This window comes from Actinomyces sp. ICM47 (assembly GCF_000278725.1).
Classification (GTDB): Bacteria; Actinomycetota; Actinomycetes; order Actinomycetales; family Actinomycetaceae; genus Pauljensenia.
Genome location: NZ_ALCA01000052.1, coordinates 1 through 23,496 on the forward strand (window position 1 = coordinate 1; position 23,496 = coordinate 23,496).

Here is a 23,496-nt window from a genome sequence, read left to right on the forward strand (position 1 = left end):
GGCGAGAGTCACGACAGGAACAAGCTCAGCCCTGCGCGCGCAGGGAGGCGACCTCGTACAGGGCGATACCCGTGGCGACGGCCGCGTTGAGAGACTCCACGGTCGACGTGATCGGGATCGACACGATCTGATCGCAGGTCTCGCGCACGAGGCGGGACAGGCCCGCGCCCTCGGCTCCGGTCACGATGACGAGGGGGCCGTCCGCCAGCGACAGGCCACGCAGGGGCGCGTCGCCGCCGCCGTCGAGGCCGACCACGAAGTATCCGGCCGCCTTGGCCTCTTCGAGGGCGCGCACCAGGTTCGTCGCGCGAGCCACGGGCACACGCGCAGCCGCACCGGCCGACACCTTCCACGCGGTCGTGTTCACGCCCGCGCTGCGGCGCTCGGGAATGATGACGCCATCCGCGCCGAACGCGCCCGCGCTACGCAGGACCGCGCCCAAGTTGTGGGGGTCCGTCACCTGGTCGAGGGCGACGAGGAGCGGGTGGCCCAGCTGCTGGAGCGACCCGGCGATCAGGTCCGAGGCGTCTGCGTACTCGTATCCGCGCACCTCAATGGCGACGCCCTGGTGGACAGCACCGTCAGTCGCGACGTCCAGGTCGCGACGGGTGACCTCGTACACGGGGGCACCCATAGCACTCGCGAGGCGCACAACCTCCTCCACGCGATCATCCTTCACGTTATCGAGGATGAAGACGCGCTCAATCGGGACCGAGGCACGGGCGGCCTCGGCGACCGGGTTGCGACCGGCGATCAGCTCGTGGCCGGGCTTGACGCGGATCGACGACTTGGCGCGAGCGCGCGCAATCGCGGCCTCCTGCGCCTCGCGTGCCTCGCGCTTGACCTTGCGCTTGTAGGCCGGGTGGTAGGTGCGGTCCTCAGCCTTGGGCGTCGGGCCCTTGCCTTCGAGGCGTCGGCGCGAGTGCCCGCCAGTGCCGACCTGCGCACCCTTCTTGGTGCCCTTCTTACGGATGGCGCCGGGGCGCCCGCTGTGTGAGGCCATGGTGTCTCCTCGTTGTCTCGTGAACTGACACCAGGGTACGGCGTTCAGGCCACATCGGGGCCACAGCGGCGCGCCCGGGGGCCAAAATCACGCTCTGACATGCATATTCCACGGAGACCCCACTGCATCCTCGTCTCTTCCGGACCGACCCCATGTCAGGCGCACACCCGGACCCTGCCACGGCCTCGTCAATCGCGCAGCCCGGACGGGATACGCGTCAGTCCCCCGCGAGCATCAGCCCCACTCTGCCCTCACGCACACCACGCCCCTATGCGCCGACACTCGCCACGGCCTCGTCCACCGCGTCAGCCCGGACGGGATACACGTCAGTCACGCGCGAGCAACGACGCGATTTTCTCGACCGTCGAGCCGGAGCGGATCGTCACCTGCCGATAGAAGTCCTCGCGTAGGAGACGCCTGTGGTAGGCGGTCTTCAGGAAGTTCTTCTCGTCGAATTTGCCCCAAAACACGGCGTGCTCGCCAAAGTACACGGCTTCGTCACCCAGTTCCATGGCCTCGATACGCTCACGCACGTGACCACGGTCGAGGCCCCGCATGTAGAAGAGCGCGTCGCGGCGGGCGACCTCACCATGCCACCAGTCGGGTAGGTTGTGTAGTTCCGCTAGGTAATCCTGCCCCGCCAAGAGGGCCAGTCGAATCGGGAAGTCGTAGCGGCGCGCCAAGACGTGTTCGACGGCCTCCGCCACCTCGTCACGCGGGGCATCAGCCTCAGCCTCAAAGAGGAGGTTGCCACTGTTGATGTAGGTGCGCACGTTCGCGAAGCCTTCAGCGGCGACCTGTTCGCGTAGCTCGCTCATGACGACCTTGTTGTTGCCGCCGACGTTGATACCGCGCAGCAAAGCCACGTACTCCATGTTGCTCCTCCCGTGTCCACGACGCCTCGCGCCGCCGGAAACCAGGGTATGGCCTCGGCTCACATAGGGCTGTTCATCCACACGTGGACCCACTAACCCGCACGCGGGCCCCTTGTTCCGCACGTTAACCCGATAACCTGCGTGCGGGCCTTCTAATCCGCACCTTAACCCGCTAATACGAGCCTGGGCAGCCCTGCCCACACTTCAAATAGCGGGTTAACGTGCGACATAGCGGGTTACCGCTCGCAATAGCGGGTTCGTATGCGAGCACGCACACCCTGCCAGAACACCGCCGCGCCCAAAACGCAGACCACCTCGCCCACAACACCCCATTTTCAGCGTTTTTCACCAAAGTGGTCTGCGATTTGGGCGCCACACCGCCTCAAGTCGCGGCCTCGCCGTCACCAATCGGGGGAATTGCACTACACGAGCCTCCGACACGCCGCCAGAAGGCTTCGTGTAGTGCAAACCCCCGCGACCGCCGGCGTGGAGGGCACTGGAGGAGCCGGAGGGCACGGGCGGCTGCGAGACGCGGGCCAGGCTGCGGCACCCGTGGGCGGCAGCGGGGCCTGGCCAGGCTTCGAGGCGACGCACCGAGCGAAGCTCGCGGCGCGGACGGCTCGCGGGCGGGCAGCCGCGCGGATAGATCTCCGCACGCGGATAGGTTGCGACGATGCGGATAGGTTATCGCCACGCGGATAGGTTAATAAGCTATCCGTATGCTCATAACCTATCCGTGAAGCAACAACCTATCCGTGTACCCGGTGAGCGCGCAGGACCGCAGTGGCTAAGGAAGCAACGCACGAGATAGCGTAGCTTTGCGATCTGGCAGATACGACCGCCGACGATCTCACAGGCTTCATCGATGATCGGACCAAAGGCCACAACTGCCACAAAGGCTCACAACGTCTGGACGCGCGGATATGACACAGCCCCGGGAGCATGCATCAAGCAGAGGCCACCCCGGGGCATCCATTACCAATGGTAGACTGGTCCAATGGGCGATAGCAAGCGTAGCGACGAAGCTAACGAAGACCTCCTTGCGTACATCACTGAACCCCGTCTCCGACCGTACCTCCAAACCTGCGACGGAGATCTCTCACTCGCTCTCGATCTCTATGCCTGGAACACGCGTATGGCGGCCGCCTGCCTACCGATGCTATCTCAGACAGAGATTCTTCTGAGGAATGCGCTTGACGAACAACTCAAAGAGTATTTTGACGAACCAGGACGTGGAATACCTTGGTTTCTCCAAGATTCATGCAAACTCACAGAAAACGAGCGACAACATATCGACACGGCAAGAAATTTAATTAAACGAAGTGAGAAGACCGAAACGCGCGATCAGATCATCGCCAACTTAACATTTGGATTCTGGGTACAGCTTCTTGATCGCAAACACGATCAGATATGGAGACAAGCTCTTCACCGAGCCTTTCGGCATCCGCAAACCAGCAAAGCTCCAGATGCTAAACGAGTACGATCACTTGTCAACGATGTGCGTCAGTTTCGCAATAGGATAGCGCATCATGACTACGCCCGCGATTATGACCTCCCCATGCTCATGTCACGCGTTCGCGAACTTGCCGAGTTGATCTCGCCGACGTTTGGCACCTGGTTGGATGAGAACTACCAGGAAATCTGGATGAACCAGTGGCAAGAACGTCCAGCTACGAAACAGGACACAATGGTTGTCCCCGACAGTCGAGGCAGCTGGGAAACATATAAGAGAAAGTCAGCCTATATCTGTCCCGCGGGGAGATACTTTAGGCAGGAAATTCAGTACATTGCATTTTACGTATCACGAACTATTCAGCGCCAGGTTCCTCGCATTACACAAGTAATAAACCCAGTCACCTGGACACCGGAGCACGCAACTGAGTTAGAAGCCTCAACTTCTCAAGATGACAAGAAAGTAGCAGATCTTATCAAATGGACTTTGAGTGAAGAAGGTGAGCGCATACTCGGCTCCAATTTTCAAGGCAGCCGACAGATGAAGGTTGTACTCCTAACTTCGTATCGGGATGAACAGAATCCACAGCAGAAGGATGGGCACATCGTTCTTCCACACGAAATTCCCCACAACGAGTCGGGCAGAGGGAGCGGTTTCGCCCGCCAACACAGGTATGCTTCCCTTCACCGGCTCCAGTCAGCTTCAACAACAGCAGACCTCTAATTACCCGCGCCCGCCCCGAGCAACAGATGATCCCTCACGTCACAGTACGGTCTCCGCTGCGCCCGTAGGCGGACGGCCGGACCTAGCTACGGTCGAAACAACAGCGCGAGGGCCGCTGCACCCGTTACGGGGCGCTGCACCCGATCAGAAGAGGTGCACTGCCTACGGATCGGGTGCAGCACACCCAATCACAAGAACAAACGCGGAATCTGCGAGACGCGGGTCTGGCTGCGGCACCCGTGGGCAGCGGCAGGGCCTGGCCGGGCTTCGAGGCTACGCACCGAGCGGAGCTCGCGGCGCGGACGGCTCGCGGGCGGGCCGCCGCCCACGGGCGCGTCAAGCAGCACGACCCTCAGCCGCAGCTCAGCCGCAGCTCAGCACACAGCGATCAGCCGACACTCCACGTCGCACCGTCACGGCCATCCGCGACGGTAATGCCGGCGGCGGCCAGCCGGTCGCGTAGCTCGTCGGCGCGTCCCCAGTCCTTGGCGGCGCGGGCAGCAGCCCGCTCAGACAGCACGGACTGGATCAGTGCGTCCAGCGCCGAATGCTCGGCGGCAGCCGCACCAGAGGCACCCGCACCGATACCGGCCTGTCCGCGCCACTGCTCCGAAGCGGGATCGAGGCCCAGCACGTCCAGCATGGAGCGGACGAGGACTTGCTCGCGGTAGACACCGGAAACGTCACCGGCAGCAAGCGCGGCGTTACCGGCCTTGAGGTGTTCGTGCAGGACGGCGAGCGCGCCGGCGACGTTGAGGTCGTCGTCCATGGCGGCGACGAAGGCCTCGGGCAGGTCGGCGGGTGCCAGGGTAATTTCGGAGGTCGGAGCCTCGCCAGCGGTCTCGATGGTGCGGGCGACGAAGGTGGAGAACTTTTCCCAGGCGGCGTGCGCGGCGGGCAGGGTCTCGGGGCCCCATTCGATGGCGGAGCGGTGGTGGACGGTGGACAGGGCCCAGCGCACGGCGACGGCCGGGTACTCCTCGGTCAGCGCCCCGATCGACAGGACGTTGCCCAGGGACTTGGACATTTTTTCGCCCTTGGTGGTAACCCACGCGTTGTGGACCCATAGGCGTGCGAAGGGCCAGCCCGCGCCGTGGGACTGGGCTTGCTCGTTCTCGTGGTGCGGGAAGCGCAGGTCGATGCCGCCGCCGTGGATGTCGAATTCGTCGCCGAGGTAGCGGCGCGACATGGCGGAGCATTCGAGGTGCCAGCCGGGCCGGCCGCGTCCCCAGGGGCTGTCCCACGAGGCCGTGGCCGGTTCAGACGGCTTACTGGCCTTCCAGAGGGCGAAGTCGCGGGGGTCGCGCTTGCCGGCTTCAACGGCTTCGTCGATCTGGGCGTCGTCCTCGGTGGTGCGCATGTCGACGAGGCGCTGGCGGGTGAGCGAGCCGTAGTCGGGCTGGGAGTGGACGTCGAAGTAGACGTTGCCGCGCCCATCCGAATAAGCGTGTCCCGCGTCGATGAGACGCTGGACGAGATCGATTTGGTCGGGGATGTGGCCGGTGGCGCGCGGCTCGTACGTGGGGGCCTCGACACCGAGGGTCTCGTACGCCTCGGTGAATTCGCGCTCGAAGCGGTAGGCCCACGCCCACCAGTCCCAGCCGGCTTCGGCCGACTTGTTGAGGATTTTGTCGTCGATGTCGGTGACGTTGCGCACGTAGGTGACCTGGTAGCCGCTGCGGCGCAGCCAGCGGATCAGCGTGTCGAAGGAGACGGCGGCGCGCAGGTGGCCGACGTGCGGGGAGCCCTGCACGGTGGCGCCACACAGGTAGATGCCGACCTTCCCGGGGGTGACCGGGTTGAGGGGCTGGACGCGGGCGCTCTTGGAGTCGTACAGGTGAAGCATGGCATCAATCCTACCTGTCAGGGAGAGGGGGCGAAGGAAAGGGGCACGTCCCGGGAGTATGTAACGAGGCCCGGGTCCCGTCGGGCGAAAGCGCGCGGCTTCGCAGGTGGGGGCTCGGGCCTCGTCGAGTCAGGAGAATCTCAGGCGCCGGGGCGCACGCGCTCGGCAATCAGCGCCTTGAGGTCCTCGGCGGAGTTGGCCAGAGGCGTGACGCGCTCTTCGCGTCCTTCGATGCCTTGGAAGCGCTCGGGCACGGGCGGAAGGTGGCCGGTGGCCTCGAGGATCGTGTCGGCGAATTTGACGGGCAGCGCGGTCTCCATGACGACGAGCGGCCCCTCGATCTGGGAGCGCACGGCGCGGGCGACATGTACGCCGTCGGCCGTGTGCGGGTCGAGGAGGTAGCCGCTCTCCTGTTCCGTGCGCGCGATTTCGGCGAGGCGGTCGGCGTGTGTGGAGGTGCCGGAGATGAAGCCGTAGGTGTCGCGCAGGGCGGCGAACTCGGGTGTGCCGGACAGGTCGAAGGAGCCGTCACGGGCGAGGGCCTCGTCGAACAGGGCGCGGGTGGCGTCCCCGTCGCGGCCGAGCAGGTCGAAGATGAAGCGCTCGAAGTTCGAGGCCTTGGAGATGTCCATGGACGGGCTGGAGGTCGCCAGCGTGTCTGCGGAGGAGCGGGGGCGGTAGACGCCGGTGCGGAAGAACTCGTCGAGGACGTCGTTCTCGTTCGTGGCGACGACGAGGGTGCCCAGCGGCACACCCATCTGGCGGGCGATGTGGGCGGCGCACACGTTGCCGAAGTTGCCGGACGGTACGACGACGCTGACCTTGGACGAGGCGTCGGCGCCTTCCTCGGTGACGCGCAGCCAGGTGGCGACGTAGTAGCAGACCTGGGCGAGCAGGCGTGCCCAGTTGATGGAGTTGACGGCGCCCACGTGCCAGGTGGCCTTGAAGTCGGCGTCCATGTTGATGGCCTTGACCAGGTCCTGACAGTCGTCGAACACACCGTCGACGGCGACGTTGACGATGTTGTCGTCGAGGAGGGAGAACATCTGGGCGCGCTGGAAGGCGGTCATGCGTCCGGCGGGGGTGAGCATGACGACGGACAGTCCGGGGCGTCCGCGCAGCGCGTATTCGGCGGAGGAGCCGGTGTCGCCGGAGGTGGCACCCACGATAGTGAGCCAGTCGCCGCGGCGGGTGAGTTCGTATTCGAAGAGTTCGCCGAGGAGCTGCATCGCCATGTCTTTGAAGGCGGCCGTGGGGCCGTTAGAGAGGTGGGCGATGTGCAGGTCGGTGCCTTCCAGGGCGTCGACGGGCACGATCTGTGGGTCGGAGAAGGAGGGGGTGGAATAGGCACGGGCCGTGATCACGCACAGGTCGTCGGCGGGGATATCGTCGACGAAGAGCGAGATGATGCCGGCGGCCATCGCCGCGTAGCCTTCCTCGCGCAGAACGATCCGCAGCTCGTCCAGGTCGGAGGCCGACAGGGTCGGGTATTCCTCGGGCAGGTAGAGGCCGCCGTCGGGCGCCAGGCCCTCCAGCAGGATGTCGCTGAAGGAGCGGGTGGGCGCATCGGGGCCACGTCGAGTCGAAATATAACGCACGGACAGATCCTATCGGAGAGAAAGCCTGTGAAGCCAGATAGGTCGTATTTCGTCACGTTTTCACGAGGCCTGGGCGGGGTAGGTAGTGTGCGCGCAGCCCGCGAGCGTGTGATAGAAACAACGCGTGAGTAGCGCAGATCCTCGCTGGAACGTTCCGGGTCCTCCCGGCGCGTCGCGGCAGACCTCGTCAAACACGCCAAGTCCTAACACTGACAGGTCGGTCAGAGCGGACGAGACGAGGGCGGGCAGCGGAAGGGCAGGGTTTCCTGGGATTCGACCCCGTTTCTGTCCGAGGAGGATCAGCTCATCGTTGGCGACACGTTGGTGGGCAAGAAGACGGGCGCGCAATCGCAGGCCGCCCCTGTCTCTTCGAGCCGACACAGCTTCGCGCCAGCGCCGACGGGAACGCGGCCTTCGTATGGAAGGACATCGACAGCGCCACCTATTGCTGTGACATGACGAACGGGCAGACCCACTCATCCACTCATCCGTGACAGGCATCGGCACTCGTGTGGGCGTATGACGACCTGCTCATCGGCGTCGTGGGATCGGGCATCGTGGCCTTCACACCGACCTCGTTGTGAGGCTACTCTGGTGGCATGACTGATTTGCCTTTCCGCATCGGCCAAGCGGTCGACGTGCATGCCTTCGCAGCCCCCGATTCGCAGCGCACCCTCATGCTCGCGTGCCTGGAGTGGCCGGGCGAGCGCCCCCTCGAGGGTCACTCGGACGCGGACGCTGCCGCGCACGCGCTGTGCGACGCGATGCTGCTGGCCACGGGCCTGGGCGAGCTGGGCACGGTCTTTGGCGTGGATCGCCCCGAGTGGGCGGGCGCGTCGGGCCGCGCGATGCTGCAGGAGGTACGCCGCATGGCGACCGAGGTCGGCTGGGTACTGGGCAACGCGACCGTCCAGGTCGTGGGCAACCGCCCGCGCATGGCCGCACGCCTGCCCGAGGCCGGCGCCGTCATGAGCGAGATCGCCGGCGGCACGGTGACGGTGTCGGCGACGACCTCGGATCGCCTGGGTTTCACGGGCCGAGGCGAGGGCGTGGCCGCGCTGGCGAGCGTCCTCATGGTCCGGGTCGCCCCCGCATCCAACTAGACGCGGCTCCCCACGTCGGCCCGACGCCGGACAGGCACGCAGACGCTCCTCACATGGTACAAACGTCCCATGAGTAACGATGATTCTCGCGTGACGCCTCCCGACGATACGCAGCCGCGTTCATCGCGCGCACGCAGCGAGGAGTCCCCGAGTGGGGCCGACGCCTTCGTCCTGCCCGAGTTCGATTCCCTGCCGGACTTGGCACCGCTGCCCGGCCTCGCGCCGCTGCCGGACTTGGCACCACTGCCCGACCTTGACGAATTCTTGAAGGCCGACCCGCTCGCAGGATTCGACGAGGCTCTGGCCGCGCAGGCGGATACCGTCAGTTCGCGCGACGATGACGCATTCCCAAGCGCCGCGCCCGCAGGCGACATCCCATCGCTGCCCGCGAGTCCGTCGACGCCCGCGATCCCATCACCGCCCGCGATCCCATCACCGCCCGCGGTCTCGACCGCACCGACGCAGAACACAGCTCCGACGTTCACCGTCGCCCCCTCCCAGGCAGATGCCGCACCCACTCACGCAGCCACGGCCTCGTCACGAACCAGTCCCACCCAAGAACCGAACGAACGCGTCACCCACCCTGCGGGTCGCCGGTCCTGGGGCGAGCAGAGGACCACGAATTCCGCCACCCCCATCGGCCTGGCGATCTCCGGTGCCGTCGTCGTAATCAGCGGCATTATTTCCTTGGTCCACACGGGCGGCAGCGATCACAAGCGTCCCACGCTCCCTCCGCCGGCCCTCGATACGAAACAGCAGGTCCTCCACGTGCCCGGATACCGTGGGGCCGCGACGAACACGCATTCCCTGTCGCCCGAGTGGGCCTCGGGCGTCGCCACTGCGTGGACAATCCCCACCACGAACGGGCCGGCGGGTACACCACCGCAGATATACGTCGACGGGGCGGTCCTCTACCTCGCCGCCGACGATCTGATGGAGGACCGGAGGAAATCGGCCGTCACGGTGTCAGCCTATGACCTGTCGGGTAACGAACCCACTCTCCTGTGGACATCGACGGGTCCGACGGAGAACTCGGCGATTATGTCCTCCCACACGCCCGCGTTCCTCTCCGATAACGACCAGGTCTTTTTCCACGACGTCGTCATCGACAAGGCTACGGGCGCGCAGACTCAGGCTCCCTGGAAGAAGGATTATCCTCTCGCGGTGGCCGACGACATCGTGGTGACGTGCTCGACCACAACATCGTGCAGCGGGTGGACGCGCGAGGGCAGCGAGTGGACAAACCTGTGGACGACGACCACGGCGACACAGTCCGGATACGGGTTGCATAACCATGATCTGGGCTACGCGCCTGCGGGCACTGCGCTCGCAGGGAACGGCGCACAGGCCGCCGTCCTAGTCCCCACCGCCCCCGACGAACTCCCGCAGATCCTCAACGTCCATACCGGCGAGGTGACAACCCTGAACAATCCCGACGGGAATGCCGACTATCGGAAGGTCGAAGTGGCCACCGACGGCTTCCTCGTCTACGAGCGCAGCGAACAGACCGGGTTACTCTTCGAACCCAACGGGACCCTCCAGTCCACGTTCACAGCAGAGCCGCACCTGCCGACAGTCAGCCACGACGGGAGGCAGCCAACGACGTCGGACATCCACACCTTCATGACAAGCACGAAGGCACAGTGGACGGCGGGCACGATTGCGCTGACAGGCACAAACGAATGCGCCATCAAGTACAAGCTGACCGCCGACAGCGCCACGCACACAATCTCCATCCCCTCAGCGGCACGCCCGAATATGACGCCGGGCTGCTACTTCGACCCAACCGACGCGCGTGTCAGCGTCGACGGGTCCGCTCTCTACATCGACACCTTCAACTTCCAGGACACGAGCAAATATTTCATCGACACCGCCAAGGGACTGTCCTTCACGTCGAATGACCTCAACGAGGCCACACACCTCACCTGGGTCTTCGACGACATGCTGATCGGCCAGACCGACGGCGGAATTCGAGCGTTCGTGCCTGCCTCCTCCTGAGAGCGCACTGCTCACAGGGGGCGAGGCCTCGGCTGACGAAAGCGGAGAACCCACGCCCGCGTTCCACACGGGTGTGATAGAAACGTCTCATGAGCAACGACGATGTCCTCGGAACCCCCGCCGACGGGACGCAGGCACCCTCCGCGCGCTCGCGGGAGGAGGAGTCCCCGGACGGCAGTGGCGTCTTCGCGTTGCCGGAGTTCGGGACGCTGCCGGGCTTCGCGCCGCTGCCCGAACTCGCCCCGCTGCCGGATCTGGCCCCGCTGCCCGATATCGGTGACGTCCTCTCCTCCCCCGCGTCGATGCCCGGCGACGAGGCCGGGGCCGGGCAGGCGGATAGCGCGGGACCTCGGGATGACGACCTGTTCCCGGGTGCCTCTCCCCTGCCCGGGATCTCGCCGCTACCTGACATCACCCAGCTACTCGCAGACGCTCCCACCTCGTCCACCGTCGACGACACTCAACCCGTTGCGCCAGAGTCCAGGCCTCTCTCAGGCGCCGCTCCGACGCCCAGCTCCGCTCGCCTGCCGGACGCGGCTCCCTCGGCCTCGGCGGCCACCACCCGCGTCTCCGCGGAGGCGGCCACGGCCTCGTCGCTGGCGGGACACGTGAGCGGCCGATCATCGAGCAGCCGCACTCCCTTCCGCCTCAAGCCCGAGGAGAGCATCGGCGAGGCTGCCTCCACCCACAAACGCCTGCCCCGCCCCCTGATCGCGCTCGGATGCGTCGTTGCGCTCGGCGTCGGGCTCTCTTTCTGCAGCCAACGAAGCGTCGAACCGATGACGTCGTCGACTCCGTCGCCTACGGCCTCCTCGGCGCGGGCCTCGCACACGCCGACCGTGCAGGTGCCCGAGCAGGCACCGAATCTGCCTACTCGCGCGCCCGGCTACCGTGGGACCGCGACGAACACGCACACACTGTCGCCCAAGTGGGCCTCGGGGATCGCGACCGCGTGGACGATCTCGATTGAGAACACATCGCCCACGTTCCTGCCACACATTTACGTCGATGGCTCAACCCTCTACGTTGCATCCAACGCCACGATCAAGGGCGAGCCGGGGTACGCCGTCACGGTCACCGCCTACGACGTGTCGGGGGCGCAGCCCACTCAGCTATGGTCCTCAACCGGGCACACGAAAAACAACGTGGCCTTGACCTACACGCCCACCTTTGTCTCGAGCGACAACCAGCTCTTCTTCCACGACGTCGTCATCGACAAGAAGACCGGCGAGCAAACCCAGGCCCCCTGGGGCATAGCGTTTCCCCTCGTGATGGCCGACGGCATCCTCGTGACCTGCTCGTCAACAACGACGTGCAGCGGATGGACGCAGGAGGGCAGCGAGTGGACGAACCTGTGGACCACGACAACGACGCAGCAAAATCCATCGGGGCTCCGCCAGCTCGACCTCGGATACTCGCCCTCACGTAACGCTACTACCGGCAGCGGCGAGCACACCTCCGTCCTGGTTCCTATTTACAACGACCGGATTCCGCAGATCATCAATATCCACACCGGGACGATCGCGTCCCTGAGCAACCCCGACGGGGACGGCGAGTACCGAACCGTCGAGGTCACGCCCGAAGGATACGTCGTCTACGAGAATATCGATTCCTACGGGATGCTCTTCGACAGCGACGGCACCCTCCAGTCCACGTTTAAGACCGCCCGCAACCTGCCCATCGTCAGTCACGATGAGACACCTCGCAGCGCGCCGGACGTCAAAGAGTTCCTGACGCACCAGAACGCGCCGTGGGCCGTAGCTACCCTGCGCATGACTGGCAGGCACCAGGATGAGTGCATGTTCGAGGTCACCTTCACCGCCGACGGTTCGACGCGTACGTCCCCCGTCCCCGATGCGCTGACGCCCAGCTTGCCCTCCACCTGCTACTTCGACCCGAAGCAGGTGAGTATCAGCGCCGACGGATCGGCTCTGTACATGGACGCCTTCGTCGGTGCCGACAAGAACAAATACGTCATCGACACCGTCAACGGCGAGGCCTACACGTCTCCAGCGCTCAACGTCTCAGAACAGCTCACCTGGGTCTACGACGACATGCTCATCGCCGTGTCCAAGGCCGGTGTCAAGGCCTTCGTGCCCGCCTCCTCCTGACGTCGGCAACGACTCGGGATGCTTTCCCTCGCGTCCCAACGCCCGGTGCCGCATGGTAGAAACGTCTCATGAGTAACGACGATTCTCGCGTGACGCCTCCCGGCGAGGCACAACCGCGTTCGTCGCGCGCACGCAGCGAGGAGTCCCCAAGCGGGGCCGACGCCTTCGTCCTGCCCGAGTTCGATTCCCTGCCAGATTTGGCGCCACTGCCCGACCTCGCGCCGCTGCCGGACTTGGCACCGCTGCCCGACCTTGACGAAGTCTTGAAGGCCGACCCGCTCGCAGGATTCGACGAGGCCCTGGCCGCGCAGGCGGATACCGTCAGTTCGTCGGGGGCCGACGCCTTCCCGAACGAGACACCAGCCACCAAGGCCTCACCCACCCCGAGCAAAGCCACACCCGCGAGCGCGACCACGGCCTCGTCCCGGGCGGTGCCCGATGATATCCCGCCGCGCGGCGACAGCCCCGCCCCGGCGTCCAAGGAAACCGGGGACACCAGCAAATCCAGCAAGCGCTCCGTGGCCGCCACGCTCGCAGCCCTTGGTGCCACGATTGGTACCGCGTTTTCGACGGGCCACGTCGGTGGCAGTACCACGCCTCACGTCCATACCCCACGGGTGCCGCACGGGTCGCTGCCGAGCGCGCCGCTGACGCACGCGCCGCTGCCGAGTCTACCGAGTCTGCCGATGCCGACTCCCTCGCTGCCGAATCTGTCCTCACTCAAAGCAGCGGGATACCAGGGAAGCGCACAGGATACGCACGCCCTGTCGCCTGCGTGGGCATCGGGTGCCACGACCGCGTGGACGATCCCTGTGTCGGCCAAATCGGCCGATGCGACACTGCAGTTCCACGTGGACGGGTCGACCCTGTACATTGCCTCTGATGCTGCGAACAGCAGCAAGAACGGCTCGGCCGTCACGGTGTCAGCCTACGACTTGTCGGGGAGTACACCCGCCCACCTGTGGACGTCGACGGGTCCCACACAGAGCTCAGCGAGATTGTCGTTCCACACGCCCGCGTTCGTCTCGGGCGAGGACCAGGTCTTTTTCCATGACGTCGTCATCGACAAGGCTACGGGCGCGCAAACTCAGGCTCCCTGGGGGACAGATTTTCCCCTGGCTCTGGCAGGCGACGTCATGGTGACGTGTTCGACCACGACGACGTGCAGCGGGTGGACGCGCGAGGGCGGCGAGTGGACGAACCTGTGGACCACGTCCACGGCGACGCAGTCCGGATACGGGTTGCGTGACCATGATCTGGGCTATGCGCCTGCGGGCACTGCGGTCGCAGGGAACGGTGCGCACGCCTCGGTCCTGGTTCCCACCGCCGCCAATGAACTTCCGCAGATCCTCAACGTCCATACCGGCGAAGCGACGACCTTGAGCAATCCCGACGGGAATGCCGACTCCCGGAAGGTCGAGGTGGCCACCGACGGTTTCGTTGTCTACGAGAGCTCCGGTTCTCGCGGGTCTCTCTTCGACAGCGATGGGGTCTTTCAGGCGACATTCACCGCCGAGCAGGACCTGCCCGCGCTCAGCCGGGACGGGACGCAGCCGACGACGTCGGACATCCAGACCTTCATGACTCAGAAGCGAGCGGCGTGGGCTACGGGAACGGTGAGTATGACTGGCACGGGCGAGTGCACGATCACGGTCGCCCTGACCGCCGACGACTCGACGCGCGAGGTCCCGCTCCCGGACGCTGCACGCCGGTCCGTGCGCGACGGCTGCTCCTTCACCCCGAAGGACCTGCGTGTCAGCGCCGATGGATCGACCCTGTATGTCAGGTCCTTCAGCTCCCAGGACACTAACAGCTACATCATTAACACTGCCGATGGTTCGTCTTCCTCGACGAAAGACTTCACGAGGACCACACGCCTCACCTGGGTCTTTGACGACATGCTGATCGGCATCACCGATGAGGAAATCAAGGCGTTCGTTCCTGCTTCCTCGTGACGAGGCCTGGGTGGCCACGGCGTCATGCTGTGCTCGCACGCCAGCCCCCTGTTCCGCACGTGGGCCGCCTGTTCCGCACGTGGGCCGCCTGTTCCGCACGTAGGCGAGGTTGCCCACATTCGGAATAGCGGGTTAGCGTGCGGAGGAGAGGACCCAGCTTCGGAATAGCGGATGAGCGTACCGAGGAGAGGGACTCTCCGATAAGCGAGAGCGGAGTATCTGCCCTCTGGCCCCGAGCCGCGGAGTACCGACGAAGCGATCCGCCGGAATACACCCCCACACAACACCGAGGACTAGTCCCGCCAACACGACATGTCCAATGACCCCAATAGACGACACGTCCCCGACACCCGAGACTCACTCGGTCGCGTCGGGGACGTGTCGCGCGTGGGCGTGGGGCCTCGCCGAGGCCTCAGTCCGCCATGTGGTCGAGCGTGGCACGCTCGGCTTTGACGGGTGCCGTCAGGGCCAGGCCCACGCCGAGGATCAGCATGATGCCGAGGATGCCCCAGTAGGTGTAGTCCGCGCCCGCGGGGGTCATCCGCTTACCGATCATGAGGAAGAGGCCGTACATGGCGGGGGCCATGAAGGACACGGCGCGGCCGGTCGTGGCGTAGAGGCCGAAGACCTCGCCCTCGCGACCTGCGGGGATGATGCGCGACAGGAAGGAGCGCGACGCGGACTGGGTGGGGCCAACAAAAACACACAGGACCAGGCCGAGGCTCCAGAACACGATGGGTCCGTGGGCGTGCAGGAAGAAGACGCCGAACCCGGCGACAACCATTGCGCTCAGGGACAGCATGATGACGTTCTTCGGGCCGATCTTGTCGTCCACCCACCCGAACGCCACGGTCGCCAGGCCTGCAACGATGTTCGCGGCGATCGCGAAGATCATGACATCGCTGGCGCTGAAACCGAACGCCGTCTTGGCCAGAACCGCGCCGAACGTGAAGACGCCTGCCAGGCCGTCACGGAAGACGGCTGAGGCGATGAGGAAAAACAGGGTGTGCGGGGCTTCGCGCTTGAGGGTAACGACCGTGCGCCACAGGAGCTTGTAGGAGTCGAGGATCGTCTCATGGTCGTCCGCCGTCGACACCTTCTGAGGCAGCGGCGGGTTCTTCAGGACGGGGATCGCGAAGCCGCCCAGCCACAGGGCGGCGATCACCATGGAGATGCGGATGTTGAGGTGCTCGTCGGCGGGCACGCCCAGCACGTTCACGCCAATCAGGCCGACGTAGAGGATCAGCAGCAAGACGATGCCGCCGATGTAGCCGGCCGCCCAGCCGAAGCCCGAGATCTTGCCGCGGTCTTCCTTCTCACCCAGGTGGTTGAGCATCGCGTTGTAGTTCACGGAGGCGAACTCGAAGAACACGTTACCCAGGCCCAGCAGCGCAATACCCAGCATGAGCGCGCCCTTAGGGCCGAGGACCGACGCCGGGTGCACGAAGTACATGGCGAGCATGCAGACCACGACCGCCCCCGTGAACCATCCGAGCCAGACCCCGCCACGGCCTCGTCGATCAGCACGCTGACCGGTGATCGGGGCGAGCAGCGCAATGAACAGGCCCGCGATCGTCATGCCGTTGCTCAGCCATGTCGCGGCCGTCCCCGCGTCCGTGAAAACGCCGTCGCTGGTCAGGTACGTCGTGAAGACAAAGGTCGTGGCGACCGCGTTGAAGGCGGCGCTGCCCCAGTCCCAAGCCGCCCAATCGACGACTTTGCGCGTGATGACGCGGCGATGGGTGGCGGGCGTGGTGCTCATGGAATCGGGCTCCTTCGCTCGGGAGTGCTCGGTGGCGCTGGTGCGCCCAGGGCGAAACTACCACGTTTCGCGGCGCACCCCCTCTTCGGACCGCAGTGGGGACGAGGCCGTGGACACCTCGCGGGGAACACCTGGCTGCGCGGGCGGGCGCGAATGCGGAGGTCGGAGCCACCGCAGGCCACCATAAACGGTATGACAGGCGCGACGGCCTTCCTTCAGACAAGAACTTCCGCGCCGCTAGGCGCTCGGCTCCTCGGCTGCGAGAAGCTGGGCGAGGGCGAGGTCCAGGGGGCGTGTCACCTTCAGGGAGCGTTCATCACCGGTAACGGTCTGAACGGAGCCTCCAACGGCCTCGACGAGGCCTGCGTCATCCGTGGCTGCCACGGCCTCGTCGGCGCTTCGGGAGGCACCCGCCTCGTGCGCGCGGGTGAGCACGTCCCATCGGAAGCCCTGCGGGGTCTGCACGGCCACCATGTCAGCGCGCCGGGGCGTGCCCGTGACGAGGCCCGAGGCGTCCACGGTCTTGAGCGTGTCCGTGACGGGCAGGACCGGGATGACGGCACCAGCACCGCTGCGCACCGCGTCGATGACGCGCGCGCTCACCTCCGGGGGTGTCAGGGGACGAGCCGCGTCATGCACGAGGACGACCGCGTCCGCATCGCGGTGCCCGAGGGCAGCCAAGCCCAGGGCGACGGATGCCTGGCGGGAGCGGTCAGAGCCAGTGACCACGAGGACGTCCTCGATGTCGGCCAGGGCGGCGCGGAAATCCTCGATGGACGAGGCCGGGGCAGTCACGACGATCATTCCCACTCCCCCGGCGCGTAGGCCGCGGGCCGCCCACCAGACCAGGGGGCGACCCGAGAGGGAAACGAGAGCCTTGGGCAGCTCGCAGCCGAGGCGCGAACCCGAACCGGCGGCCGTCAGGACCGCGCAGGCTTCACTCAGCTGCGGCATTGTCATCGATCTCGATGCGCCCCTCAGCCAGGACGGCGTCGAGACGCGCGGCGGCCTCCGACTTCTCAATGTTGCGAGCCAGGGCCAGCTCGGAGGTGAGGATAGAACGTGCCTTCGTCAGCATGCGCTTCTCGCCCGTGGACAGCTTCTTCAGGTCATCGCGGCGCGTCAGGTCGCGCACGACCTCGGCGACCTTAACAATATCGCCGGTCGCGATCTTCTCCTGGTTCGCCTTGAAACGGCGCGACCAGTTGGTGGGTTCCTCAAGGTAGGGGGCGCGCAGGACGGTGAGGACTTCCTCAAGCCCATCCTCGTCAACGATGTCACGGACGCCGACCAGGTCGACATTCTCGGCGGGGACCTGGATTTCAAGATCACCCTGGTTCACGCGCAGCTTGAGGTATGTTCGCTCTTCACCACGGATGGTGCGCGTCATGACCTCTTCGATCGTTGCTGCGCCGTGGTGCGGGTAGACGACCGTCTGACCGATTTCGAACGACATGGAAAGACTCCTGAATGCTCGCGTGGATAGCACGGCCTATTCTACCAGTTGCCTGACGAATATCCCCGAGACAGCATGAAAAGCCTACGTTACACGCACTAGAGGAACGGCACAAACCAGCTTCAAGTACGACCACAATGCGACCATGCTTGCGGCCCCGGTCACGATCACATGGTCAGGTTTAGGGAATGCGCCACAATGCTCATTAGCCCCCGAAACACGGCATTTTTCAGGTATCCGCACGCCGTCCATGCCACGGCAGACACGCCTCCACCGGGTCCTCGCTGACCATCCACACGCCGCGACCGAGGGCATGACGAAACCCCGGCCTCGTCCACGCAGACGATGCCGGGGCCCCGCGTTGCTCACTTACCCTGGTTGGCGACCGCGGCGATCTTCGCCTCGGCCTCAGGATCCAGGTAAGTGCCACCCTTCTTGATGGGCTTGAGGGTCTCCTCGTCGAGCTCGTACACCAGCGGAATGCCGGTGGGGATGTTGACGCCGGCGATATCCTCGTCGGAGATCTCATCCAGGTGCTTGACGATGGCGCGCAGCGAGTTGCCGTGCGCGGCGATCATGACGGTCTTGCCGGTCTTGATCGCGGGAACGATGGCCTCGTCCCAGTAGGGCAGCAGACGCGCGATGACATCCTTGAGGCACTCGCTCATGGGAACGGGCTCGCCGGCGTAGCGGGGATCCTGATCCTGCGAGAACTCAGAGCCGGCCTCAATGGCGGGCGGAGCCACGTCGAAGGAACGGCGCCAGAGCATGAACTGCTCCTCGCCGTACTCATCGCGAATTTCCTTCTTGTTCTTGCCCTGAAGCGCACCGTAGTGGCGCTCGTTGAGACGCCAATTGCGCTCAACGGGGATCCAATGGCGATCAGCGGCGTCGAGAGCCAGGTTCGCAGTCATGATGGCGCGACGCAGCATCGACGTGAACAGGAGGTCCGGGAGAACGCCGGATTCCTTGAGGAGCTCACCACCGTGGGTAGCCTCCGCGCGGCCCTTGTCCGACAGCGGAACATCCACCCAACCGGTGAAGAGGTTCTTTGCATTCCATTCGCTCTCGCCGTGGCGGAGCAGCACCAGTTTGTAGCTCATGTCTCTATTGTCCCACAGACAACGCCCAGCTCCTACATTCCATGTCGTTGATCACGACACAGGTTGAGCAGTTCCCCCACGTCAGGGACGAGGCCGGGGCCGTTTCCCCGGTTTCCCACCCCCTGGCGCACCCCGGGGTCCCCCTGATTAACCCCTGAACGCTCTTTCCTTTTTCCCCTGAGATCGTTGAAGACCTGCAGCTTGACATGATTACCGGAACAGTATGCGCCCCCCGTTTTGTCCCGTACGGTTAAACCATGACCATCACACGACGCACTCTGACAGCGGCCGCGCTCATCACCGCGGCCACCCTCGCTCTGGGCGCCTGCGGTTCTTCCAAGCCGAAGACCACCGAGACCACCACCCCCACCGCGGAGGCCACCACCGCCGAGCCGACACAGTCCCCGACTGCCTCAGCCACGGCCTCGTCCACCCCGACGGTGCCCGGATACCGTCCCGGAGAAATCCCCCCAATCCCCCTGTTCTCCCTGCCCGCTATCGATGTGTTCGCCTCCAACGCCGACAAGGCCGTCATCGATTCCGCTTCCTCGCAGCTCTCCTCCGTCGAAGGCGTGACCGTCTCGCCCGCCAAGTGCGACGGATCATCCCTGATCTCCGGTTCCACGATCTTCGGCGGCGACGGATCGGCCGTCTCCTCCTCTGCCAATGGCACCGTCGTTAACGCCGGCGACGGCTCCGGCGTCATCACCGAAGGCTCGACCACGATCACCTACGCGGGCGACGGCTCGGGCACCTACACGAACATGGCGACCATGCTCACGATCACCGTCGACGCTGACGGCTCCGGCACCTACACCACCCCGGACACCACCTTCACGCTCGACGGCAAGGGATCGGGCACCTACACGAACACCAGCTCCGGCGAGACCATCACCAACGACGGCAACGGCTCCGGCACGCACACCACGCGCACCGTCACCGTCATCAACAACGGCGACGGCACCGGCAGCTACACGAGTCCGAGCCTGACCATCATCAACAACGGCGACGGCACCGCCCAAGTCAACGGCCAGAAGGTCACCGACGCGCCGAAGGTCGACAAGGCCGCCAAGCTCGGCAAGTTCCCGGCCGTCGAATCCCTCAAGCCCGTCGAATCCTGCGGCACGCTCATCACCCTGGAGGATGGTGTCCTCTTCGACTTCGGCAAGTCTGAGATCCGCTCCGACGCCTCGCAGACCCTCAAGAAGCTCGCGGACGTGCTCAACAACGCGAAGGTCCCCGCCGCCCACATCTACGGTCACACCGACTCCATCTCGGACGAAGCCTTCAACCAGCAGCTCTCCGAGGCACGCGCGAACGCCGTGTCCGGCGAGCTGAAGAAGGACGGCGTCACCGCGACGATGGACGCCACCGGTTACGGCGAGTCCAAGCCCGTGGCCCCCAACGAGAACGCGGACGGCTCCGACAACCCCGCCGGTCGCGCGCTCAACCGCCGCGTCGAAATCTTCATCCCTGCTTTCTAGTACCCTGACCAAGGTGTAACTTCGATCCAACGAAAGGGAGACGCCATGTCTATCAAGTCCCTCCTCCCCGCCGCTGCCGCCGTGGCCGTGGCAGCCCTGGCCCTGACCGGCTGCACCCAGAACAACGCCGCCCCGGCCGAATCCTCCTCATCTTCTGCCGCGCCGGCCGCCTCCGCGCCTGCTTCCTCCGCTCCCGCGGGTTCCGCCGATTCCTCGGCCACCCCGGCTCCCGCCGCTCCGTCGGCTGGCGCTGCGGACGCCTCCGCACCCATCACCTTCGACGAATCCAACCAGCACCTGACGATCCCCGCTGGCGTCACGAAGGTCATCGTCAACGGCTCCAACAACGCGATTGAGGGCGGCTCGGTCGCCGACATCACGGTGAACGGCTCCAACAACGACATCCACGTCGAGGCCCTCACCGCCACGGCAGCTTTCACGGGATCCAACAACACAATCACGTTCGAGAAGGCCACCAACTTCAAGGTCACCAGCGACACCGGTGCGAATAACACCATCGAAGGCGTCGAGTGACACCGACTAAATAATCGGGGGGTGCAGGTTGTCCTGCACCCCCCGATGACATGTATCGATCAGGCATGCGCCTTACGGTACGCCTCGACAATCGGAGCGGGAATACGACCACGATCAGAAACTTCGAGGCCCTCCCCCTGCGCCCACGCACGAATCTTCGCGTTCTCCAGGCGCTGGTTCGGGTTGCCCGCATTGCCGCGGCGGCGAGTCGAGCCAACCTTACGGCCAGCCTTAATGTAAGGCTGAATAGCCTCGGCGAATTCCTCGAAATGCGCGCGGTTCAGATCAATTTCGTACGAAGCGCCGTTAAAGGCGAAGCGCACCGTCTGATCGGCAGGCGAGCCATCGAGATCGTCAACAACTTCCACGACCTTCGTCGTCTTCTTCATATTCTATTCCTCCTGAGGGATCAAGAATTCCACATTCCAACCATCAGCGGAATTCATATTAATTAGAATAACGCAATACCCACTCCCTTTCTCATTATTAGCATTCCATGTCAAACGTGACTTATATAGCACCGATTGATAGCTACCGGTAATTGAAAGTTATACTCGTCATCAGACGCGCGGGGCTGGGGAGGCCACGCGACTCACCCAACGAGACGAGGAGACACAGTGAGCGGAGCACACCACCACCGAGCGGCGGCATGGGAGCTCTACTTCACCACCACCGCTCGCCTGACCGAACGCATCGAAGCCGCCCTCAAATGCCAGTCGGGCCTGTCGATGCCCGAATACTCAGTCCTCCTCATGACCGACCGCGCCGGCGAAGCAGGCATCCGCCCCTCCGTCCTCGCACACAAGGTCGTCTTCTCCCGCTCACGCCTCACCCACACCATGAAGCGCCTCGAATCACGCAACCTCATCTCCCGCCGCCCCTGCCAGGGCGACGGCCGCGGAGGCCTTGTCTTCCTCACCGACGCCGGCAAGCGCCTCTTCGATGAGGCCGCCATCGTCCAGCGCGACGTCATCCGCCGCCTCTTCCTCAACGAGATCACACCCGAGGAAATCGACATGCTCACCGGCCTCTTCAGCCGTGTCAGCGAGCGCATCAACAACGACACGCCATGTCCGTAACAACCCGGCGATTCGCAGTCGCCACCCTGTTCACCGGAGTCATCGCCGGCCTCGTCGGCCTGGCATGCATCCACCTGCTGCACTGGATTCAGGCCCTCGCCTGGGACATGCACTCCGGGACTCTCCTGGAGGCCGTCAGCGCAGTTTCCCCGGCCCGCCGTGTTCTTATTCTGTCGTTCGGCGGGATCCTCGGTGCCGCGTCGTGGTTTTTTCTCTTCCGACGCTCCCGCGCGATCACGTCCGTATCGGCGGCCGTGGGCGGCACCCCCATGCCGCCCCTGCGCGCCACCTGGCACGCCCTGACCCAGGTGCTCATCGTCGGCCTCGGCGCATCCGTCGGGCGCGAAGTCGCCCCGCGCGAAATGGCCGCCGCGTTTTCTGCGGCCGCCGCCGACCGCCTGAAACTCACCCCCGAAGACCGGCGCATCATCGTCGCGTGCGGCGCGGGCGCGGGCCTGGCCGCCGTCTACTCGATTCCCATATCCGGGGCCATTTACACGCTCGAAATCCTGCTCGTGTCGCGTTCGAGGCGCGCTGTCGCCGCCGCGTTCTGCACGTCGGCCATCGCCGTCCTCATCTCCACGGGATTCACGAGGCCCACACCCTTTTACTCTGTCCCCACCCTCACGCCGTCACTCTCCCTGACCGTGTTCGCGGCCTTCGTCGGGCCGCTACTGGGGGCCGCCGGGTGGGCCTTCAAGCAGGCCGTCGCCCGCGTCGGTGCCGCCCGCCCGCGCGACTGGCGGCTGCTCGCGTCACTTCCCACCGCCTCGTTCCTCGTCGGCGTCATCGCCGTGTGGGTGCCCTCCGTGCTCGGCAACGGGCAGGCCAGCGCGCAGACCCAGTTCGACGCCGTCTGGGCGACCGGTGCTGGCCTGGGCATCGCCGCACTGGTACTCGCCGCCAAGACGGTCACGACCTTCCTCACAATCCGCGCCGGCGGCTGGGGCGGCGTCCTCACCCCCGCCGTCGCCCTCGGCGCTGGCATCGGGGCCGTCATCGGCCTGCCCTGGGCGGCCGCGTGGCCAGGCTCGCAGGTCGCCGCCTTCGCCTTCATCGGGGCCGCCGCATTCCTCGGCGCGTCCATGAACGCACCCTTCACCGGCCTCATCCTGGTCATCGAGTTCACCGCTCAGGGACCCACAATCCTCGTCCCCGCAACCCTCGCTGTCGGCGGTGCCACCGCCGCGACCGCTTGGCTCAGCCGCCGCTCCAAGGCCTAGAGACTAGTTCCCAACCGATTAACAGCGCCTGGGCGGCAGCCCGCCCGCCATCTCCACTCAATGGTGCCCGGGGCGGCGGCCCGCCCATCATCCCCAGATGGTGCCCGGGGGCGGCGGCCCGCCCATCATCCCCAGATGGTGCCCGGGGGCGGCGGCCCGCCCGCTCGCCGTCCGCGCTGCGAGCCTTCGG

At 65.3% G+C, this 23,496-nt stretch carries 18 protein-coding genes; 9 read left to right on the top strand and 9 right to left on the bottom strand.

Features of this window, described 5'->3' with window-relative positions; translation table 11 throughout:
* Nucleotides 1-25: 25 nt before the first annotated feature.
* Nucleotides 26-1,003 (bottom strand): 23S rRNA (guanosine(2251)-2'-O)-methyltransferase RlmB, encoded by a 978-nt coding sequence (rlmB, locus tag HMPREF1136_RS03290; protein WP_009647910.1) that lies wholly within the window; start codon nt 1,001-1,003, stop codon nt 26-28.
* Nucleotides 1,004-1,329: 326 nt separating this feature from the next.
* Nucleotides 1,330-1,878, bottom strand: coding sequence for a DUF1697 domain-containing protein (locus tag HMPREF1136_RS03295; protein WP_009647920.1), 549 nt, complete (start codon nt 1,876-1,878; stop codon nt 1,330-1,332).
* A gap of 997 nt (nt 1,879-2,875) precedes the next feature.
* Here HMPREF1136_RS03295 and HMPREF1136_RS10570 point away from each other — a divergent pair.
* The gene (locus HMPREF1136_RS10570; protein ID WP_083836215.1) at nt 2,876-4,054 is read left to right on the top strand and encodes an Abi family protein; all 1,179 of its coding nucleotides are present in this window, start codon (nt 2,876-2,878) and stop codon (nt 4,052-4,054) included.
* Nucleotides 4,055-4,442: 388 nt separating this feature from the next.
* On the opposite strand, the gene cysS is transcribed toward HMPREF1136_RS10570, so the two are convergent.
* Both cysS and thrC read right to left on the bottom strand, forming a co-directional pair.
* Complete coding sequence (gene cysS, locus HMPREF1136_RS03300) at nt 4,443-5,900, bottom strand: cysteine--tRNA ligase (protein WP_009647928.1); 1,458 nt, start codon at nt 5,898-5,900, stop codon at nt 4,443-4,445.
* A gap of 140 nt (nt 5,901-6,040) precedes the next feature.
* Nucleotides 6,041-7,498, bottom strand: coding sequence for a threonine synthase (gene thrC, locus HMPREF1136_RS03305; protein ID WP_009647913.1), 1,458 nt, complete (start codon nt 7,496-7,498; stop codon nt 6,041-6,043).
* 599 nt (nt 7,499-8,097) lie between these two features.
* Between thrC and ispF the strand changes: the two genes are divergently transcribed.
* From ispF to HMPREF1136_RS03325, 4 genes are all read left to right on the top strand, one after another.
* On the top strand, nt 8,098-8,601 hold the full coding sequence (gene ispF / locus HMPREF1136_RS03310; protein WP_009647914.1) for a 2-C-methyl-D-erythritol 2,4-cyclodiphosphate synthase: 504 nt from the start codon (nt 8,098-8,100) through the stop codon (nt 8,599-8,601).
* A 69-nt stretch (nt 8,602-8,670) separates the two neighbouring features.
* Nucleotides 8,671-10,599, top strand: a complete 1,929-nt coding sequence (locus HMPREF1136_RS03315; protein ID WP_009647927.1) for a hypothetical protein — start codon at nt 8,671-8,673, stop codon at nt 10,597-10,599.
* 89 nt (nt 10,600-10,688) lie between these two features.
* On the top strand, nt 10,689-12,710 hold the full coding sequence (locus HMPREF1136_RS03320) for a hypothetical protein (protein ID WP_009647916.1): 2,022 nt from the start codon (nt 10,689-10,691) through the stop codon (nt 12,708-12,710).
* Between the two features lie 68 nt (nt 12,711-12,778).
* Nucleotides 12,779-14,665 carry a hypothetical protein gene (locus HMPREF1136_RS03325; RefSeq protein ID WP_009647926.1) on the top strand — a complete coding sequence of 629 codons (1,887 nt, stop codon included), beginning with the start codon at nt 12,779-12,781 and terminating at the stop codon, nt 14,663-14,665.
* A gap of 412 nt (nt 14,666-15,077) precedes the next feature.
* On the opposite strand, the gene HMPREF1136_RS03330 is transcribed toward HMPREF1136_RS03325, so the two are convergent.
* The 4 genes from HMPREF1136_RS03330 to HMPREF1136_RS03345 form a co-directional block, all read right to left on the bottom strand.
* Nucleotides 15,078-16,427, bottom strand: coding sequence for an MFS transporter (locus HMPREF1136_RS03330; protein ID WP_009647921.1), 1,350 nt, complete (start codon nt 16,425-16,427; stop codon nt 15,078-15,080).
* Between the two features lie 237 nt (nt 16,428-16,664).
* Nucleotides 16,665-17,381: a 2-C-methyl-D-erythritol 4-phosphate cytidylyltransferase gene (gene ispD / locus HMPREF1136_RS03335; RefSeq protein ID WP_034504693.1), complete on the bottom strand. Its 717-nt coding sequence runs from the start codon at nt 17,379-17,381 to the stop codon at nt 16,665-16,667.
* Nucleotides 17,365-17,883 carry a CarD family transcriptional regulator gene (locus HMPREF1136_RS03340; protein ID WP_009647929.1) on the bottom strand — a complete coding sequence of 173 codons (519 nt, stop codon included), beginning with the start codon at nt 17,881-17,883 and terminating at the stop codon, nt 17,365-17,367. Before HMPREF1136_RS03340 ends, ispD begins: the two co-directional genes overlap by 17 nt.
* Nucleotides 17,884-18,248: 365 nt before the next feature.
* On the bottom strand, nt 18,249-18,986 hold the full coding sequence (locus HMPREF1136_RS03345; RefSeq protein WP_021612715.1) for a phosphoglyceromutase: 738 nt from the start codon (nt 18,984-18,986) through the stop codon (nt 18,249-18,251).
* Between the two features lie 257 nt (nt 18,987-19,243).
* Here HMPREF1136_RS03345 and HMPREF1136_RS03350 point away from each other — a divergent pair, with 257 nt between their 5' ends.
* A complete protein-coding gene (locus HMPREF1136_RS03350; RefSeq protein WP_009647911.1) occupies nt 19,244-20,470 on the top strand; it encodes an OmpA family protein in 1,227 nt (408 codons plus the stop codon).
* 45 nt (nt 20,471-20,515) lie between these two features.
* Nucleotides 20,516-21,004 (top strand): PF11259 family protein, encoded by a 489-nt coding sequence (locus HMPREF1136_RS10845; protein ID WP_009647923.1) that lies wholly within the window; start codon nt 20,516-20,518, stop codon nt 21,002-21,004.
* Nucleotides 21,005-21,063: 59 nt separating this feature from the next.
* Here HMPREF1136_RS10845 and HMPREF1136_RS03360 read toward each other — a convergent pair whose 3' ends face one another.
* Nucleotides 21,064-21,393 carry a histone-like nucleoid-structuring protein Lsr2 gene (locus HMPREF1136_RS03360; protein ID WP_009647915.1) on the bottom strand — a complete coding sequence of 110 codons (330 nt, stop codon included), beginning with the start codon at nt 21,391-21,393 and terminating at the stop codon, nt 21,064-21,066.
* Between the two features lie 228 nt (nt 21,394-21,621).
* On the opposite strand from HMPREF1136_RS03360, the gene HMPREF1136_RS03365 reads away from it, so the two are divergent.
* Together HMPREF1136_RS03365 and HMPREF1136_RS03370 are read left to right on the top strand one after the other, a co-directional pair.
* Nucleotides 21,622-22,083, top strand: a complete 462-nt coding sequence (locus tag HMPREF1136_RS03365; RefSeq protein ID WP_009647919.1) for a MarR family winged helix-turn-helix transcriptional regulator — start codon at nt 21,622-21,624, stop codon at nt 22,081-22,083.
* Nucleotides 22,074-23,306 carry a chloride channel protein gene (locus HMPREF1136_RS03370; RefSeq protein WP_009647918.1) on the top strand — a complete coding sequence of 411 codons (1,233 nt, stop codon included), beginning with the start codon at nt 22,074-22,076 and terminating at the stop codon, nt 23,304-23,306. The genes HMPREF1136_RS03365 and HMPREF1136_RS03370 overlap by 10 nt, the downstream gene beginning before the upstream one ends.
* Nucleotides 23,307-23,496 lie beyond the last annotated feature (190 nt).